General features: G+C 60.6%; 16 protein-coding genes and 1 pseudogene. 4 read left to right on the forward strand and 13 right to left on the reverse strand.

Features of this window, described 5'->3' with window-relative positions:
* Nucleotides 1-71: 71 nt before the first annotated feature.
* From BLU35_RS07710 to BLU35_RS07720, 3 genes are all read right to left on the reverse strand, one after another.
* Entirely contained in the window at nt 72-668 is a 597-nt protein-coding gene (locus tag BLU35_RS07710; protein WP_058330014.1) for a hypothetical protein, read from the reverse strand.
* Between the two features lie 291 nt (nt 669-959).
* Entirely contained in the window at nt 960-2024 is a 1065-nt protein-coding gene (locus tag BLU35_RS07715; protein ID WP_093232707.1) for a hypothetical protein, read from the reverse strand.
* A 161-nt stretch (nt 2025-2185) separates the two neighbouring features.
* The gene (locus BLU35_RS07720) at nt 2186-3175 is read right to left on the reverse strand and encodes a GlxA family transcriptional regulator (protein ID WP_286161457.1); all 990 of its coding nucleotides are present in this window, start codon (nt 3173-3175) and stop codon (nt 2186-2188) included.
* 317 nt (nt 3176-3492) lie between these two features.
* On the opposite strand from BLU35_RS07720, the pseudogene BLU35_RS07725 reads away from it, so the two are divergent.
* Nucleotides 3493-3813 (forward strand): annotated as a pseudogene (locus tag BLU35_RS07725) (dihydrodipicolinate synthase family protein); the annotation flags it as partial.
* A 132-nt stretch (nt 3814-3945) separates the two neighbouring features.
* Here the strand turns inward: BLU35_RS07725 and BLU35_RS34870 are convergent.
* Nucleotides 3946-4134: a hypothetical protein gene (locus tag BLU35_RS34870; protein WP_143032898.1), complete on the reverse strand. Its 189-nt coding sequence runs from the start codon at nt 4132-4134 to the stop codon at nt 3946-3948.
* 61 nt (nt 4135-4195) lie between these two features.
* On the opposite strand from BLU35_RS34870, the gene BLU35_RS07730 reads away from it, so the two are divergent.
* Complete coding sequence (locus tag BLU35_RS07730; RefSeq protein WP_093232606.1) at nt 4196-4720, forward strand: peptidoglycan recognition protein family protein; 525 nt, start codon at nt 4196-4198, stop codon at nt 4718-4720.
* A 411-nt stretch (nt 4721-5131) separates the two neighbouring features.
* Here BLU35_RS07730 and BLU35_RS07740 read toward each other — a convergent pair whose 3' ends face one another.
* On the reverse strand, nt 5132-5551 hold the full coding sequence (locus BLU35_RS07740) for a GNAT family N-acetyltransferase (protein WP_286161458.1): 420 nt from the start codon (nt 5549-5551) through the stop codon (nt 5132-5134).
* Nucleotides 5552-5647: 96 nt separating this feature from the next.
* A complete protein-coding gene (locus BLU35_RS07745; protein ID WP_093232608.1) occupies nt 5648-5923 on the reverse strand; it encodes a type II toxin-antitoxin system TacA family antitoxin in 276 nt (91 codons plus the stop codon).
* Nucleotides 5924-6897: 974 nt separating this feature from the next.
* Here BLU35_RS07745 and BLU35_RS36620 point away from each other — a divergent pair.
* Nucleotides 6898-7221, forward strand: a complete 324-nt coding sequence (locus BLU35_RS36620) for an NYN domain-containing protein (RefSeq protein WP_176907163.1) — start codon at nt 6898-6900, stop codon at nt 7219-7221.
* Between the two features lie 881 nt (nt 7222-8102).
* On the opposite strand, the gene BLU35_RS07755 is transcribed toward BLU35_RS36620, so the two are convergent.
* From BLU35_RS07755 to BLU35_RS07790, 7 genes are all read right to left on the reverse strand, one after another.
* The gene (locus BLU35_RS07755) at nt 8103-8363 is read right to left on the reverse strand and encodes a Y4lK-related protein (RefSeq protein WP_093232708.1); all 261 of its coding nucleotides are present in this window, start codon (nt 8361-8363) and stop codon (nt 8103-8105) included.
* Nucleotides 8364-8668: 305 nt separating this feature from the next.
* Entirely contained in the window at nt 8669-8941 is a 273-nt protein-coding gene (locus BLU35_RS07760) for a hypothetical protein (RefSeq protein WP_143032899.1), read from the reverse strand.
* Nucleotides 8942-9268: 327 nt separating this feature from the next.
* Nucleotides 9269-9559: a hypothetical protein gene (locus BLU35_RS07765; protein ID WP_093232611.1), complete on the reverse strand. Its 291-nt coding sequence runs from the start codon at nt 9557-9559 to the stop codon at nt 9269-9271.
* 32 nt (nt 9560-9591) lie between these two features.
* A complete protein-coding gene (locus tag BLU35_RS07770) occupies nt 9592-10011 on the reverse strand; it encodes a hypothetical protein (RefSeq protein WP_143032900.1) in 420 nt (139 codons plus the stop codon).
* 268 nt (nt 10012-10279) lie between these two features.
* Nucleotides 10280-13318, reverse strand: coding sequence for an AsmA family protein (locus BLU35_RS07780; protein ID WP_093232613.1), 3039 nt, complete (start codon nt 13316-13318; stop codon nt 10280-10282).
* A gap of 76 nt (nt 13319-13394) precedes the next feature.
* Nucleotides 13395-14342: a DUF817 domain-containing protein gene (locus BLU35_RS07785; protein ID WP_093232614.1), complete on the reverse strand. Its 948-nt coding sequence runs from the start codon at nt 14340-14342 to the stop codon at nt 13395-13397.
* Nucleotides 14343-14507: 165 nt separating this feature from the next.
* On the reverse strand, nt 14508-14990 hold the full coding sequence (locus tag BLU35_RS07790; protein WP_093232615.1) for a hypothetical protein: 483 nt from the start codon (nt 14988-14990) through the stop codon (nt 14508-14510).
* A gap of 530 nt (nt 14991-15520) precedes the next feature.
* Between BLU35_RS07790 and BLU35_RS35585 the strand changes: the two genes are divergently transcribed.
* On the forward strand, nt 15521-17269 hold the full coding sequence (locus BLU35_RS35585) for a hypothetical protein (protein ID WP_093232616.1): 1749 nt from the start codon (nt 15521-15523) through the stop codon (nt 17267-17269).
* Nucleotides 17270-17344: the final 75 nt, after the last annotated feature.

Raw genomic sequence — 17344 nt, forward strand, 5'->3', positions numbered from 1 at the left:
GCGTTCTTGCACGCCGCGACACAGGTGAAAAGAGGATCGCCGGCCATGGCCGGCGATCCTTGTCGAGCGACTCAGATACCGATGTCGCTGATGTTGCCTAAGGTGTTGTCGAAATTGTCGAGAACATTCGAGACCGCCGTGGTGGTGGTGGTCGTGGTGGTTTCCGAGATCGGGTTCGAATGAACCAGAGCGGCGGAAATATCGCCACCGAGGGCCGCATTGCCGCTGCCGCCGGCACCGCCCATGCCCGAGATGATCGTCGCACCTTGGTCGGCGAGCAACGTCGTCGTCTGCGTGGCAGTGGTGCTCGCGTCTACGCTTGCGGTGTTACCGCCGCTCGTGCTGCTCTGATCGCCACTCGAGGTCGGATTGCCGCCGGCGCCGCCAGCACCGCTGTTGGTAAGCGAGGCGAGGACAGCGATCGGCACCTGGACAAGGCCGCCGCCGTCAGCGCTGCCGGTTCCCCAGGCCGCACCCTGACCGACGTCATCGCCGTTGTCGACAGTGGGGATTGAGCCGATGACGGTCTGCGTCGGCGCTACGGTGACAGTGGGATTGAAGTTGATATCGCCGGAGTTGGTGCCGTCGCCACCGTTACCTGCATTCGCGTCGCCCGCAATGGGATTGGTCAGGTTAATCGTGTCTGATGTCGCGAAGGTAATAGGCATAGCGTCGCTCCTCTACTTGTTGCCCCGTAGTCTTGGACGGTTCGATGCCACAGCACACCGCCGCAGCGGGGGGTCAGCGCAAAGCTATGGTGCGCGTGATCACCGGGGCGAACCAGCCGGACATTCGGAGACGTTCCTTTGGGTAGGGTCTGCCCGCGTTTCAGCTTGGCCGGCGTCAGGCGGACCCGGAGGCGCTCGATTCAGGGAGTAGATCGTGAGGGATGGCAGCGGAACGCAATGAATCCGCGGCGCCAGGGCGCGCTTGCTGCGCTTGAGCGGGAATGCGGGGGTTCAGCCGTGCAGGACGTCGTCGATTAGCGCGGCATTGGCCTCAGCGATGTTGCCTTCGCCGCCAGCTCCCCCGATGCCGCTGATCTGCAGCGTATGCTGGTCGACGAGCAGGTGGTTGAGCTGGTCCGCCTCGGCGGTGCCGCCTGCGGGCACGGCGATGTTGATCGGGTGGAAGTAGCCGATGTTGACGTCGACGGCGCTGCCGTTCGAATAGCCGTCACCGCCGCCGCCAGCGACCCCGCTTCCGGTGAAGATTGTGTCCGAGGAGAGGTTGAAGCCGCCACCCTTGCCGCCGACGCCGGCGATCTGCACGCCGCCCTGGTCGAAGATCACGTTGTTCGTCTGCGTGGCGTGGGCGTCGCCGCCGGCGGCGCTGACAGCAATGTTGATGGGCGAGAAGACCGCGACGTTGACGTCAACCATGCTGCCAATGAAAGTGCCATCGCCGCCATGGCCCGCATAGGCGTCGCCATTGAAAATGAACGTCGCGCCCTGCGGCTGTGCCGGCGCGGTATTGCCGGCAACGTTATGATCCCCGCCGGAGCCGCCAACACCGCCGATCTGGGTGGCGCCCTGAAGGAAGGCGGCATTGTTTGTTTGTCCGGCCGTGGAGGTCGAACCCGGACCTGCCGCGACAGCCAGGTTCAAAGGCGCAAACACCGCGGTGTCGGTGCTGACGAGGCCGCCGAAAAAGGTGCCATCGCCGCCACTGCCGGCCACGCTGCCGCCGCCATGGCCGCCGGCAACATTGCCATTCCCGCCTTCACCGCCGATGCCCGCCATCTCGGTGACGTGCTGATTCATCAGTGCGGTGTTGCCTTGGTGCGCATCGGCGTCCGTGTGCGAGCCGGCGATTGCCGCGTTCGACGGTGTGAACATTGCCAGCGTGTTGCTGCCGATCGTACCCAGGCTTGTGCCGTCGCCGCCGCTTCCGGCGGAGTTCTGCGCCGGCGCTATGTCGAGTGGAAGCCACGTCGGCACCAGTGCGAGATGTCCGCCGGCAACTGTGCTCTGATTGGAGTTCGCGTTCGGTGCCTCTTCCGACAAAAGACGAGTTTCCGCCATCGCCATCACTCCCATAGACTTCATCCCTCGCAGCACGATCATGCGACGTGTACGAGCGCGCATCGCGAGCTATTTTGAAGGCGGTTGCGGCAAAAGGTGAGCCTGCAATTCGGCTACGTCCGTTCGGGGAGGTTGCTAGCCGATTGGCTATCGTGGCCGGCTCACTTCGGCAGTGTCGCGCGCATCTGGCGCGGCGACTGGCCGAAGGTCTTGGCAAACGTCCTGGAGAAATGCCCGGCGCTTTCGAAGCCGACTTCGAGGGCGATCTCGATGAGCGAGGCATCGGTCTGGGCGAGAAGGTGCTTGGCGCGATCCAGCCGGAATTTCCTGTAGACGTGCGCGGGCGACATCTTCGCTTTTTCCATGAACAGGCGTTCGAGCTGCCTGCGTGACAGACCGACGGAGGCCGCCAGCTCAGGGATCGAAAGCGTGTTCTCGGTATTCTGCTCCATGATGATAAGCGCAGCGTTCAAGCGAGGGTCGTTGCTCTCGATCGCGAGCGGCTTTCTCGGCTGTACATGAAGATGGGAGCGGGCCTTGTCGATTTGCAGAACTTCCAGCGCATTGCGCTCCGCCTCCCTGCTGATGTGGAGGCGCACGATGTGGGCGGCCATGTCGGCCGCACTGCTGCCGCCGGCGCAAGACCCGCGGGTGCGGTCGAGGTTGAACAGGCGGTCCGAGCGAACCTTCAGATCCGGGAAGCGCTCGCGGAACGCCTGGTAGTGGAGCCAGCTCACGCAAACGACGTGCCCCGCCATCAGCCCGGCTTCCGCCAGGATGAAGGTGCCGGTGCACAGGCCGATCAACGGCACTTTCTTCGCGGCTGCCTTCTTCAGGAAAGCGATCGTCTCGTCGTCGATCGGGTGCTCGTTCTTAAGCAGGCCGCCGACCATCACGATGTAGTCGAACTGGCCGGGATCGACGAGGTCCGACGTGGGCGCCACCTGTACCCCGCAGCTGGATGCGATCAGATGGCGCGTGTTGCCAAGCACCTGCCAATCGGCACGCACGCGGCCCGATTTATCGAGCTCGTCGCTCGCCAGCCGGAGCGTGTCGATGAAGAGAGCGAAGGCCGAGAGTGTGAACGACCGGGCGAGCACGAAGCCGATCTTGAGGCGATTGGCTGCAGCATCGTTGGATTTCGTGTTCATTGTCATTGCGAACCCACTTTAAACTCGTCATGCCCATTGGTTGGCGCGCAGGTCACTTGTCGCGGCCAAGACGCGTCCTGACGGTCGTCGCGCGACTTTGCAAGCGCCGATGACAGGAACCGCAAGCCTCCGGTTCCGCCATCCCTGGTCCCGATCCGTTATCCTATCTGAAATCTGCGTGCCAGGGGATCACAATCATCCACGAAGATCAGCCGGCGCCTGATGCGCTCTGCTTTTTCGGTCCCCTACTGGCCGTTGCTCATCGTGGGATGAAGCAGACCTGCAACGGGCACCATGTCGCATGACGACGGCGCACGCTCGCCGGCCACGGCAACATTGCCGGTATCAAGGATTCCGGCGGTGCAAAGGAGACGCTGGAGGCCTATCTGCAGGTTGCCAAGGAGGTCGACGGTTTCGAGGTCTATTCCGGCCCCGACCACCTCGTGCTCTGGGCGCTGCAGAACGGCGCGGCCGGCTGCATTTCGGGCCTCGGCAACGCCATGCCGCATGTACTTGCAGGCATCCTGAAGGCGTTCAATGCGGGGGAGATCGGCGAAGCCGAAAAGCAGCAGGCGATCTTTACCGCTTTTCGCACCGACCTCTACGCGCTGGGCTTCGCCCCTGCCTTAACGGCAAAACCGCAGCCCCGGGGTCGGTGGCTGCGGTTCCGGGTGCCAGTTGTAACGTGCAGGGACAATGGCAACCGACCAGAGATTGCGGGGAAGTGGGTTAATTTAGGGTTGCCACACCGACGGGGTCTTTGGAGCCCTTCAAAGCCGTTGCCGCGTCATCTTGGCTGCTTCACGGCAGATCTCCAAAACATCCTCTTTCTCCATGCTGCGGGCGGTCCCGCAGGCGGCACACCGGATCACCTCTCTTGTCTCCATGTCGTGGAAACTGAGGCGCTCGCGTGCGCTGCAGCTGGTGCACTGAATTTCAAAGCTGTCGGGACCATCCATGGCTGCCTCCCGTTGCTTTTCAATCTCCCTACAATCTGTCCCACCGCGAGGTAATTTCAAGATGACCTACCGCCTACCGCTGGAATGGCTCCAGCCGGTGAAGATGTCGCGTATCATCGCGCATTGGAGTGCCGGCGCCTATCGAGCATCCGAGCTCGACAAGGAGCACTATCACTTCATCGTCGAGGGCTCAGGAACCGTGGTCCGCGGCGATCACACCATCGCCGACAACGTGAACACGGCCGACGACGACTATGCCGCCCATACGCGGGGCTGCAACACCGGCTCGATCGGCGTTTCGCTCGCCTGCATGGCCGGAGCCATCGAAAGCCCGTTCAACCCGGGCAAGTTCCCGATGACGGAAACCCAGTGGCATCGCGCCATGGACGTCATTGCCCACCTGGCCGAGTTCTACAAAATCCCGGTCACCTCGAAGACCATTCTCTCTCATGCCGAGGTTCAGCCGAACCTGGGCATCAAGCAGGCCGGGAAGTGGGATTTCACCCGGCTCCCGTTCGCGCCGAACGTCATCGGCGCCAAAGCATGCGGCGACAAGATGCGCGCCGAAGTCAAAGCACGCCTCTAACCAACCTCCCAACATCGAAGGAAACCACATGCGTTCTCTGAAACAGCGCACGCATCGTTCATCGCTGCATCGGCCTCCGGCAACATCAAGGCATCGACCATCGCCAAGGAGAATGCCGCCTACGATGGCGTGCGCGTCATCTGTGCCGACCCGACCAGCGTCACGGCGGCAAACGCTCTTGTCGTTGCGGCAACGGCACTACGCGACCATCTCTCTCGCACTGAAGGAGGCTCAGTAATGGGCGCCATCTCGAAAGCACTCGGCGCCGGCGTCGGTGGCGCTCTTGCCGGATCGGCCGGTTCATGCCGGAAGGCACTCAGTTCGGATATGCGACTTGTGCGCGAGATACTGCAGCGTCTGGAAGAGAACGGGCGCGGGTCACGGACGCGGTCGCCTTAAGGGTGAAGTAGCTCAGTCAGTAACCGCCGCTAACGACGCCACAATATCCTTGGCAGGCAGTATTAGGCGCCGCTCCATATTCTTTGTCTCTTGGAAGCCGTGGTGCTTGTAGAATTTCTCCGCCTCTTCGTCTAAGGCGTGGACGACAACAGCGCGAAACGCTACCAACTGAGCGGCCGAAACAACGCTCATAAGCGCATTCTTCAGCAACGCCTTTCCCAGACCGTTACCTTGATGTGCGGTACTAACCGCTAAACGAGCCAGTAGCGCAACAGGAATTTCTGTTGGCGCCTTATTCCCTTTAACGGTTTTCGGCGCATCGTTTCGATGGAGCATCCCTGCACAAACAGATTGATAGCCGACAACTTTATAGTCAGCATCGGCAATCACAAAGGTTCGACAGTATCCTTGGGCCTGATTGTAGAGAGCCATGTCCCTAAGCCATACATCCAATGACTCTTTTCCCGATGAAAAGTCGGAAAGCACGTGATGGTCGGCTATGGGGCATGGCTTTCTGTAAGGCATTGGTCAGTCGATCCACTCAATTTTCGTCTGGAAGAGCTTCACCAATTCCTCCCGGGCCTTGCCCGGAGCGGTCAACGCATCATCAACCGCCTCGAACACTTCCGAGGACACCCCTATGAAACGCTGGTCAAGAAGCTCCTCCTGAGCGGAGTAGACAGACGCTTCCGTCATGAATGCCGTGATGCTCTTGCCGCATACCTCGGCAGCCCTTGCGATGAGGTCATGCGCTTCCGGATCAATGCGCAAGTTGACAGTTTTTGATTTTTTCAGGGCAGACATATCTAACTCTCCATTACAACTTCGCTCTTACAAAAGCAGAAGCCGCAGATCAGCGTGGCAGCTAATATGCGTTCGTATGGACAATGTAAACACAAGCCGTGTTTAATCAATGAACCTAATCGCCGCACAGGCGCTAACTGCAACAAACAACTCAGAAATTTTTTTAACCTCAAACGGCCGCCAAAATGAGAAACCTATCGAATGGGGACGAGCAGACCATTTCTGGCCATGGATGACGCCGACCAGTGTAGCGATGACACAACGGGGCTCGTTACCTCGCGAGGTAATCGTGTTGAACAAAATGTTCGCGATCTGCGAATAGCCATCCCCAACGGCCAATGCAGGTTGCCGCTCGCTGGCATCTCTGAGGGGAGAGTGCTTAGAAAGTGCATGAAAAAACCCGCAAAAAGCGGGCTGAAATGCAAATAAAGTTCTTGCGTGTTAGCGCCTCTCAGGCAGCGAGAGACGCGCTGTCTCTAGCGTATAGAAATTGATTCGTCAACTCCCCTAACAGTTGACCCATCGGGTAAAAGGACCATATTGAAAGCATCACCCACCCGCAGCTTGCTGCGGGCTCAAAGGCCGCAAGGGGTTCGCCTCTTAGCGGCCTTTGCTTTTGGGTAGGGGTGGCGCATGAGAACAACTGTATATGTGGACGGGTTCAACCTCTACTACCGCATGCTTAAGGATCGGCCACAAAGCAAGTGGCTAAATCCTTTGACGCTCGCCGCGCAGGTTCTCCAGCCGCAGAACACAATTGTGCGCCTAAACTATTACATAGCTCGGGTTTCGGCGAGAGCCCACGACCCCCAAGCGCCAGCTAGGCAGGCGACCTATCTGAACGCGCTTGGCACAGTTCCAGAGATTGCAATCCACGAAGGCTCTTTCATAACCTCCAATCCTTGGATGTCATTGGCTGTGCCCCGGAATCGCGTCCTAACGGATACGTTTGGAATCCGCCGGTTCCTTCGGTCGTGAGGGTTGTCAAAAGCGAAGAGAAGGGAAGTGATGTAAACCTCGCGGCTCACTTGGTCCGTGACGCGTTCACTGACGCTTTTGACGTTGCCGCCATTATCACCAATGATACCGACCTGGTCGAGCCAATCAAGATTGCTGTGCGGGAGGCAGGGAAGGTGGTTGGGTTGTTGGCGCCGGTGCGCTTCCCATCCCAGAGTTTGATGAACGTTGCCTCATTCTACAGGCATATCCGCCCACAGCATCTCGCTAGATCCCAGTTTCCGAGCCCTCTGAATCTGGCCGACGGATCGGTCATTACCAAACCCGTGACATGGGTCTAGCAACGTCGGCCTAATGCCGAGTAGCCTCCGAGGCAACCTCTACGTATCGCCCGATCGACCAGAGGCCAAACTCCGAGCGGCGCAAAAGAAGAGCTCCACTTCCGCCCTAACGTCGATGGAGCTCAACTATGACCCGGAGGGATCCTGGGCCGCCGAAAGAACGTCCGAAACAAAGAACGGTTCCATCCCGCGTCACTGCTTTCAGGGGAAGTCTCCGATGGGCCCCGAGCGCGCCAAATAGCTTGGGGCGGTCGCGCTCAGGGGGCCTGCGTCACGGGAGAGGTGACGCTCAACAAGTATGGGCGACTGACCCTGAAATTGACAATGACCTTAATCAATCGTTCCGTGCAGCACAAAACAAAGGCCCCTCGAACGTCGAGGCCATCCGGCATTTGCGTAGCAATATCAAGGAGATCTACTCGCCTGCACTCAAACGAATGAAGCCCCGCAGGGGAACGCGGGGCCTCATCCGTGGAAGGTCGTCAAACCTTAAAAAACGCAATGCGTGCATTAATGCAGTGGACGCACGGCAATGAAAATCACAACCATGGATTAGTTCTGTTGCGCGACCACGGTTGTATCGTGGCAAAAGTGCTGGCCGATCGCAATCATACCGAGGGGTTAGTTGCGTAATCAATTCGGGTTACGCAATTGCTTGCGTTCCGGCTAGGGCGTTAACGCGAGGGCGATCAGCCAAGCTGCCAAGGCGAGCAAAAGCCAAAGCCGCGCGCCCTTATACCGTTGCCGTCTGGCCCCTTCCCAATCGTAAGACATCAGCGCCTCCTTCTCGGTGGCGCACAATGCACGATTGCAACCACGAGGAAAAGACCATTTTCGTCATATGCACAGCGCTACTTGCGCCGCTGTCTCTGCGCGGGCGTTCACCGGCTAGGACGCAGGCAATGCCGCGTCCCCTCGGTCTCCAGGTCTACGTATCGGCCGATCGACCAGAGGTATGCGACAATCTCCAGCTTTAGTGGATCACGATTGCCGTACCTCTCACTGATCCTGTCGAGTTCGTCTCTAGCCCGGTGCTGCTCTTCAATGTCGCCGATCACGTACCTGTCGTGACTGACGGCGCAGATGTTGCAGCCGGCCTTGATTACCTCGTCGACAAAAGCGGGAATTTGGCTCGCTTTCATTTGGCGTTTGTCTTCGGTCATGTCGGGTCCTCCTTTGATCGGGAGGCTAGTACGAAGCGCGCGGGAGTTGCTAGGGGCAAAAATGCTCCTAAAGATTTCGGGGCAGGGCAGACAATGAAATGGCCCCGACGGGAGACGGGGCCAAAGGTAGACGGGAGACGGGGCCAAAGGTAGAGTGTGCTGAGCTTCGGGCCCCAGCAGGAGAAAGCGCGTACCGGGGCCTGTTCTGTAAACGGCGGTCAGCTGAAGTGGTTCCGCAAGGTATGTATTTTCCCTCCGGCCACCTCCACATCGGTGGCTCGTGGCTATTGGGGGAATCGTGGGCAGCCGACGCGTACCAGAACGCGGTCCGCTCCTACTATATCCTCGGCAACTCGCCGGATGAACTCGTCGCCGCCGGGGGCGTTCACCGCTCCTTCGATAACGACGCCGTTTCCAAGCATCCTGAAGCAAAGGTTAGTGGTGTCGAATGGCGCTTCCGCCGCCAGAGCGTACTTAATGGAGGCGATCAGGCCCGAGGTATCCGAACCTTCGCCTCCTTGGCGATCAAAGCCAGGTGGGATCAGGATCATCGCCAACCTCCTCTCCTGATCCAATGCGCTGATAGTCGTTATGTTCCTGATCGATGGACATCAAAAATGGTCCCGAGCACGCAGTATGATCGGGACCTCCCAAGACATGTTGCAACGGGCGCCCTTTCAGGGACGGAACAAAGGAGCCCGGGCAGAAAGCGAGCCAAAAAGAATGGCCCCGAAAGGCGACTAAAGGGGCCAAGAGGAGGGTACTAACGTGCTCCAGGTTCCAGCAGGGGGAAGGGAGTGCTGGAACCCGATCTATAAACGTCGGTCGGCCGAAAGTGGTTCCGCATAGCGCATGTGTTCACCGCTGGCGGCAATCTGCCGCGCTCATTCCGTCTCATCCAGGATGATCCGCAACGTCCTGATCATGTTTGCCGCGTCGAGCAGCGCCTCCCTCATCTGGTCGCCAGTCTGCCTCTCGATTCCCGCCGCAGTCGTCTGAAGGTCGATCACCGGATCCGCTTCGGTCTCGCTCGCGGCTATTCCGACTTGCTCGCGCATCTCACGGATGGTGACGACGGCGCGATCTAGGAGCCGGCGCTTTTCGAACGCTGTCAGGTGATCGGCCTGGTTGGCGGCCCAGACGAGCTCGGAGATGAAGGCGGTGGTGAGAGACATGGCTAGCAAAAGTATCGCGTCCTCGGCTGGCGTCAATGAGCGGACCGATAGGACGACGGTCCCATGCCGCGATACTCCGGCTTGAAGAACGTGCACTCGTATCGGGTCACGAGTGTGGTCAACAGCGCCTGCGTGATTGTTGCCTTGGCGGCGTCCCTCTTGTTGGCATCAACGCCGACGAAGTCCTTGGCAGTCTGTTCGGGCACCTTCCAGAGCTCTTCCGTCAACACCTCGATGATCTCCGCTTCATCGACGGAGACCGCGCCTCGCTCAATCCGGTGGTTTCTCCGAATGCTCTCGACGATAGAGCGCGCGATCGAGGCTGCGCTCGTCTTCTCTCTCCGTCTGGACTGTCCAGTGCCCGCGAATGCTCGCTTGATCGGCTCGCGAGTGGTCACAAGGCTGATGTAGATGCCTTGGTCAAGGTTCTTGTGGTCGGTCATAGCTTTCACGTCTCTTTCGACAGCGGCCATGTCGCTGGCTTATGCTCAACGCAAAACCACTTCGACGTTCCCTTGCCGATGGCGAAACCGAAGCCGCCCCACTTCTTGCAGCCAGGATGTTCGCAGAGGTGAACCCAGGGACCTTCGGTTGATTTTTTCGCTGGGCCCTCGCGAGCGCCGAGTAGGACGACCAGATCGCGGCAAGCCTCCGCAGATACGAACTTCTGGGGTGATGCCGCCAAAGCCGGCGACCGCACGACCGCCGGATCGGCGCCGGCTACTTCAGAAGCTGGTTGAACAGTTTTCCCAAGGTGCCGCTTTCCTCGGCAGGCTGCTCCGTGCCAGCGGCTGGTTGCTGGTCGGGCTGCTGCCCCTCCGGCGCTGGTTGCTCGGCGGCAACGTCGGGCGTCACGGCTTGTTCTTCAGCCGGCGGAGCGGGTGGCGTCTCGCTGCCCTCGGTCGCCTTGCCACCGATGATCTCTTCGATGGAGAGTTGATCGCCCCCGTTTTTCGCTGGCTTGCCGATGGCGCCACCAATGATGTCGCGGATTGATCCGGCCTTTCCTTCGCCGGAGAGAAGCTCGTCGAGCTTCATCTTGCCGGTCGGCAATCCCAGCTTCTTCAGCGCCGAAAGTGCGGCGTCAGGGTTCGTCAGCAGGCCTGAGAGATCGGGATAGATGCGCGGGGCAGCAAAGGAACCCTCGATCATCACAGGCACGCCGATGCCTTCGGTTGCGATATCGGCGCCCTGACCTTCGAGCGAGGCGACGACGCGCGGATCCAGGCGGAAGTTCAGCTGGTCGTTCGGAAGGTTTGCCTCACCGCTGCCGCTCATACGCACCAGCGGGCCGACGAGCTTGATATCTTCGGTGCGCGCGACACCGTTCTCGATGGCAAAGGATGCCCCAAGCTCGGTGAAGCCGGTCGCCTTGTTTTCGTTCTGCTTGAAGCCCGACGACATCAGGCCGACGAGGTTGTTGTAGACATCGGCGACGTCGATGCCGCGGATGGCGCCGTCGGAAAAGCGGACGTTCGCCGACCCCTGAAGCGCGCGCTTGAGCGCTCCGGCCGTAGCGCCTGCGCCGGTGATGTCGAACTGGGCTTGCAATGCGCCTTCGAGATGCTTGAAATTTGCAAGGTCGATCAGCAGCGGGGCGGCCGAAGCGCCCGCGATCGAGGCCTTCAAGGCGATCGAGGCCTCTTCTTCCGTGCCGTCAGCTCTAAGGTTCGCGGCCATCCGCCCGCCATAGAACGGGCTTTCGGGAAGGTCGAGGCTGGCCACACCCTCGGAGACCACCAGGGTGGTTGCTACCGGTCCGGCAAAGACGCGGCTATAGCCGAGCTTCTCCGCATCGACCTTGATGGATGCATCGATCGTTCGAAGCGACGACAGGTCCAGCGGCGCGTCGGGAGTGGGGCTGCCTGCTTTGCCCTTCGCTTGCGGCGATGCGGGGCGTGCACCGGCAAGCCGCGCGAGGTCCAGTTCGGCGAAATGGAGCGCACTGGATATCTTGAGGGGCGTGCCCAGCTCTACGGAACCGTTGCCGGTTCCTTCGACCCCGTTGACGGACAAGGTGGCTTTTTGAAACGCAACGCCGGTGGGGCTTGCGTTGACATCGCCCTTGAAGGCGAATTGCTCGATGCTGTCGCCGCCGCCCTGGCCGATCCAGGCAAGAAGCGCGCGCAGATCCGTGGCCGCGAAGTTCACCTTGCCGGCATAGCTGCCCGCGAGCGCCGCCTTGCCGTCAAGGGAGAGTGTCGCTTCTGGCATGCGCAGATCGAGCTTCAGGGGCAGCTCACTCGGAACCGAGCCCGAGAGCAGTTCGCGGACCGGCAGTCGCAAATCGACATCGGCTGCTTTCCCGCGCCAGACCAGGTTGCCGGATAGGAGCACGGGCTTGGTAAGATCTTCGATCTTGACCGCCAGCTTCTTGATCGTCACTTCGCCCATCGATGGGTCGGTGACACCGGGTGCTACGAAGGTGGCGTCGCGCAGGCCCGCAGTGCCACTTAGGTTGACGGTCTTTCGGAACGCATCTCCGCCGAGCCCGCGGAACGCAAACCCGGTATCCATCGCAAGCGTTCCCGACAGTGAAACCGATTGGCCGGCGAGGCTCGCGAGCTTGGAGATGTCGAGCCCTTTGCTTGCGACGCGTCCCTTGAACGTCGGCTCGCTCTTGCGGACGTCGGCGGTGATTTCGGCCGAAATGCCGCCGGCGTCTATGCCGAGATGTTCAAGCCGGGTCGTCAGCAGCCCATCCTTCAGCGTTGCCGTCAATGCCGCATCGGAGGCGGAAATATCGTTGACGGTAATAGCACCCACAGTGACGCTGACATCGGCATCGAAGCCGGCGAGTGCCTGCAAGCCGGTCGAGGCCGACTGCTTTTCCGATTGCCCTGCCGGTTGTGACGACCCCGAGGCGCTGGTTCCGACAAACGCGCTGAAATCCAGCTGATCGGCACTGAGGTCGGCCAGGAACCGCGGCCTGTCACCGGGAATGAACAGCGCGTCGAGGCTGAGCTCTTCGTCCCCCACGAGCAGCTTGCCGCCGCGGATCTGGTAGCTGCCGTTGCTGTTTAGCGCTACCTGCCCGCTGGCCTTGAGCTCGGTCAGGCCCGGCGCAAGCAGCGGGTCGGCTTCCACCGAGAGGCTGAGGTCGGCGGGCTTGCGCTCGAGGAGAGGGCGAAGCGGGGCGACGGAGAGAGCGATCTGGTAGCGCCGGTCTTCAAGCCGGGCACCGGCCGAAAGCGAAAGCTCGCCGTCGATATCAGGGGCTTGGAGTGTAAGGTCGAGATCGCTGACAACGTCAGCCGCCCCGGCTGCATTCTCTTGCCTCAGCGTGCCCTCGGTGATCGAAATCGTATCGATGGCGCTTCGTTCGAGGAAGGCGACCAGGGCCGCGAGTGGGTCGTTCTGCTTGGCCTCGCCATTGCCGCCGTCGCCGTCTTCCGCCGTTGATGCGTTCTCCGGTTTCTGCCGTATCACCACGACCGGCCGCGTGAGCCTGACCTCTTTGACGTGCAGGCGGTTCGACCACAGCGAGGAGAGCGTCACGGAGCCCGCAACCTCGCCAATCTCCGCCGTCACGCCATCGCTTTGCGCGTCGAGCGAAACATCCTCGGCCACAACAGCCAGATGGGGGATGACGGAGAGCCGGACGGGACCCTTCAGCGCGATCGAACTGCCCGTCGCGCTCGAGAGCTGACGGCTGAGCTCGGCGCGCATCCAGTCGCTGGAAACAAAGCTCGGCAGGACAATGAGAGAGACGACTGCGAGAACCCCGAGCGCCAGCAGGCCGAGAAAGAAACGCCGCATGTGTCTCTCCGTTGCGATAGCAATTGATTCGGTATCGTTTTCCACGGAGGCGTGTTTTGCAACTCTTGCGGCGTGATCACTTGGATGCCACGGCACTTCCCGCACCTAAGGTGAGGTCCGTCGTCGTCTGTGCATCGATATTCGTTGTCGATAGGTTTCCAGCCGCTGCCACGTAGTTTCGCGGGCGGTGGACGAGCGTGACCAGCACGAAGGACAGGATCATCAGCAGGTACCAGGCGCCGAGCTTCTGGAGAGAGACCGGGGTCCAGCCATTGTGCTGCGAGGGATAGATCCAGGCGCGCGACCAGGTGCCGATGTTTTCTGCAAACCAGATGAACAGGGCGACGAGTAGAAAGCCGAGAAGCAACGGCATGCGGTGCCGAAACCGGAAGACGCGATAGTGCACTGTCGTGCGCAGAAACAGGACCGCCGTGATCGCAAACAGCGCGTAGCGCAGGTCGATGACGAAGTGGTGCGTAAAGAAATTGGCATAGATCGCCAAGGCGAGCAGCATCGTCGCCCAAAGCGGCGGATAGTTGCTGTAGCGCATGTCGAGGATACGGGTCACGCGGGCGAGATAGGAGCCGACGGCGGCATACATGAAGCCCGAGAACAGCGGAACGCCGCCGATGCGGAAGATGCTTGGCTCCGGGTAGATCCATGACCCGACCGACGTCTTGAAGATCTCCATCACCGTGCCGACGATGTGGAAGATCAGAATGACCTTGGCTTCGGCGATGGTCTCAAGCTTGAAGACGAGCAACGAAATCTGGATGACAAGGGCCGCGACGAAAAGGAAATCATAGCGGGCAAAGCCCATGTCCTCTGGCCAGAACAATTTTGTCGCGAGTATCAGGGTAAGCATGGCGCCGCCGAAAAGGCAGGCGAAGGCCTGCTTGATACCGAACACCAGGAACTCCGTCAGGCCGCCAAGGAGGCCGGCCGCCGGCAGCCGATCAAGCAGGCGGTGCGCCGCAGCGTCGATGCGCGCTTCCCGGCTCGTGAAACGCCTATCGTCCGACATTCGAGCCATCGGTACCGCCTCCGCTTCGCCGTTGGGGACGCGATGCCGGGACAATGCGGTTGAATTAAGGATGCACGACAACTGCCGGGTGGGCGGATATGCGGCCGGCCCGTTTTATGGCATGGGCGCCTTCTGGTGTATCAGTGGCCCCTGCGGTTAGCCGCCTCAACGGGGGAAGGAATAGCGCTCGACGATCGACCAGATTTCCCTGTTGACCCCCTGCAACTGCTCGATGACTTCGTTGATCCGCGAAATCTCCGCATCGTTGATCTGCTCGATCTTGCCGTATTTGATCGTGTCCTTGCTGTCGAAGATGGCCATCAGCTGGGTGCTTGCCTGGTCTCCGGTCTCGTCGAAAGAATAGATGCAGTGGCTGTATTTGTTGCGAAGCTTCGCTTGCCGGCCCAGCTGCTGTGTCAGCGCGAGGATTTCCTGCCGTTGGTTCAGAGGTGTCTTGTTTGTTTTGGCCAATCGCTCGACCAGCTCGATCCGAGCCCGCGTCGTATTCAGCGTCAGGAAGATGATGATCGCGGTTTCCTTGTCCACGCGCGCAAGACCGGCGATCAGATAGATGAGCAGGCTTTCCGTGTTGGTCCAGGTGTAGTTGAGCTGTCCGATCAGGAGAAGGATGTCGTGAAATCTCGCCATGGGCACCTGCCGAGCTTGCTGTTCAAGAACAATAGTGTTTCAGAATAGCGCATTCCCCTCGTCAGTACATTCTCCCAATAAGGCTATGCGGCGCACGCATTCGGTGCCGTTGAGCTTTGTGCAAGGAATCCGTTTAAAAGCAATTTCTAATAGGTACTACATTGGGCGGACCGGCGGCTAAGTCAATGCTACCCCGGCAAGGCTAGCCCGAAGTGGCAGCTTACAACGCATGTCTGTTTGCGACAGACTTGCCTCCGTAATCGGCGAGCAGGACGTGTTCAGGCCTTTGAGGGCTAGTACTGCAGCGAATTGGAGAATGTCCTTTTCAGAACCTGAAACCGCTGCTCTCCACCAAGTGAAGGGAGAGTCAGCTCAATATTAAATTGATTGCATATTAGAGCATATAGGCGCGCAAGCGCCTCGGAGGATCCAAGCTTTCATCAAATCCAACCGCAGCCCGCCAATGGCCCAAATCCGCGTAAGAGAAGAATGCGGTTCGGCTATGGCGGCCTCAACTTGAGGTGATCGTCATGAGCAAGGACAAGAATATTCTGTTCCCATGGGACCCGAGCCAGGATCAAAGCCAGGACCAGGACCAGGACCAGGGTCAAGGCCAGGGTCAAGGGCAACTGCAAGCTGAGCTCCAGGCCCAGCTCCAAGGTCAGGGACAAGGCCAGGGACAAGGCCAAGATCAGGGCCAGGGTCAAGGACAAGATCAGGGCCAAGGCCAAGGTCAGGATCAGTCGCAATACAGCGAATCCTACAATGGCAACCTGAACGGCAACGGCAACGGCAACCTGAACGGTAACGGCAACCTGAACGGCAACGGTAACGCCAACCTGAACGGTAACGGCAACCTGAACGCCAACGGTAACCTGAACGCCAACTTCAACGCAAACAAGACCGACGTTGACGTCGACGTCGACAGCAAGACCAAAGTCGACGTGGATGTGGACATCGACCTCGACGGCTACAAGCCGTCGGACGACGACTTCAACGACATCGACCATTCCAAGATCGACGGCATGGCGAGCACGAGCTTCAAGGACATCTTGAATGACTCGCTCAACGGCAACAACAACGTTGCCAATGTCTTCAGCCAGAACGCCATCATGTCGGACGACGACAAGGCTGAAAACATCCACAACAGCGGAAAGCTGTACCAGAACGGCAGCGCCTGGGGTGGCACCGCCAAGTCGGGTGACGGCATCCAGTCCGGAGCAGACGGTGGCGAGGGCGGAAGCAAAGCTTATGCCGATGGTGGCGCCGGTGGTGACGGTGGTCACACGGTCGGCGGCTTTGCCGCTGGCGGTAAGGGTGAGGGCGGTGATTCCGACAACGACGGCGACGCAACTGGCGGGCACGGCCTTGGTGGTATTGCAGCCAGCGTTGGCGTCGGCGCCGATGGCACAAGCGGTGACGCCAACGGTGGTGCCGCCACAGGTGGTGCCGGTGGTCAGGGTGCTGCTGGTCTCGGCGTAGGTCTTGGCCTCGGTCTTGGCCTCGGTGTCGGCGCAGCAGGCGGCGGTGATGGTGGCGACAGCACAGCCGGCGCCGGCGGTCAGTCTGGCAACGTCCAAAGTGGGAATGGTGACGGCGGTGACGGCGGTGATGCTGGTGACGGCGGCGACGCTGGCGGCTTGATCCTGCCGATCCTGAACTTCGCTGGCGACGGCGGCGACGGCGGCGACGGCGGCGATGGCAACAGTGTTGCACTCGGCAGGACCGGTAGCGCTGACGGTGGCGAATCGGGCGATGCCGGCGACGGCGGCAATGCTTTCGGCGCAGGCCTCGGGGCTGGTGGCGGCTACGGCGCAGGCGTTGGCTACGGCGGTGACGGCGGTGCCGGCGGCGGTGCCAGCGCCAACGGTGGAGCCACGGGTGATGCCTATGGCGGTGACGGAACCGGTGGCGCGGCGGCCGGTGGCCATGGCCTCGGCGGTCTTGCTCTCACGGGCTCGTGGGCCAGTGGCGGTGAAGGCGGTGCTGCCTATGGCGGCGACGCCTGGGGCGGAGACGGTGGTGCCGGCGGCAACGGCGGCCTTGCCACGAATGGCGACGGTGGTGCAGGTGGCAATGCCGGCACTTGGGGCTCGTTCAATGGCGGCGACTCTGTGGTCGAGGGGCTCTCCCAGGCGACGGCAGATGCCGTGATCGACACCAACGCCTTCAACCAGCAGATCGTGCTCGGCGCGAACCTGCAGGGCAACACGATCGACATGACAGTCGTCGGTGGCGACTACCATGCCGACGTAATCGGTCACGACGACAACGCTTGATTGTAAGCGACGCGGCCGGTTGCGATTATGCGCAATCGGCTTCGAACAGGGCTGCGCAGGTCTCCCGCGCAGCCC

Origin of the sequence: Sinorhizobium sp. NFACC03 (genome assembly GCF_900103435.1) — a bacterium.
In the GTDB taxonomy this organism is placed as follows: domain Bacteria; phylum Pseudomonadota; class Alphaproteobacteria; order Rhizobiales; family Rhizobiaceae; genus Ensifer.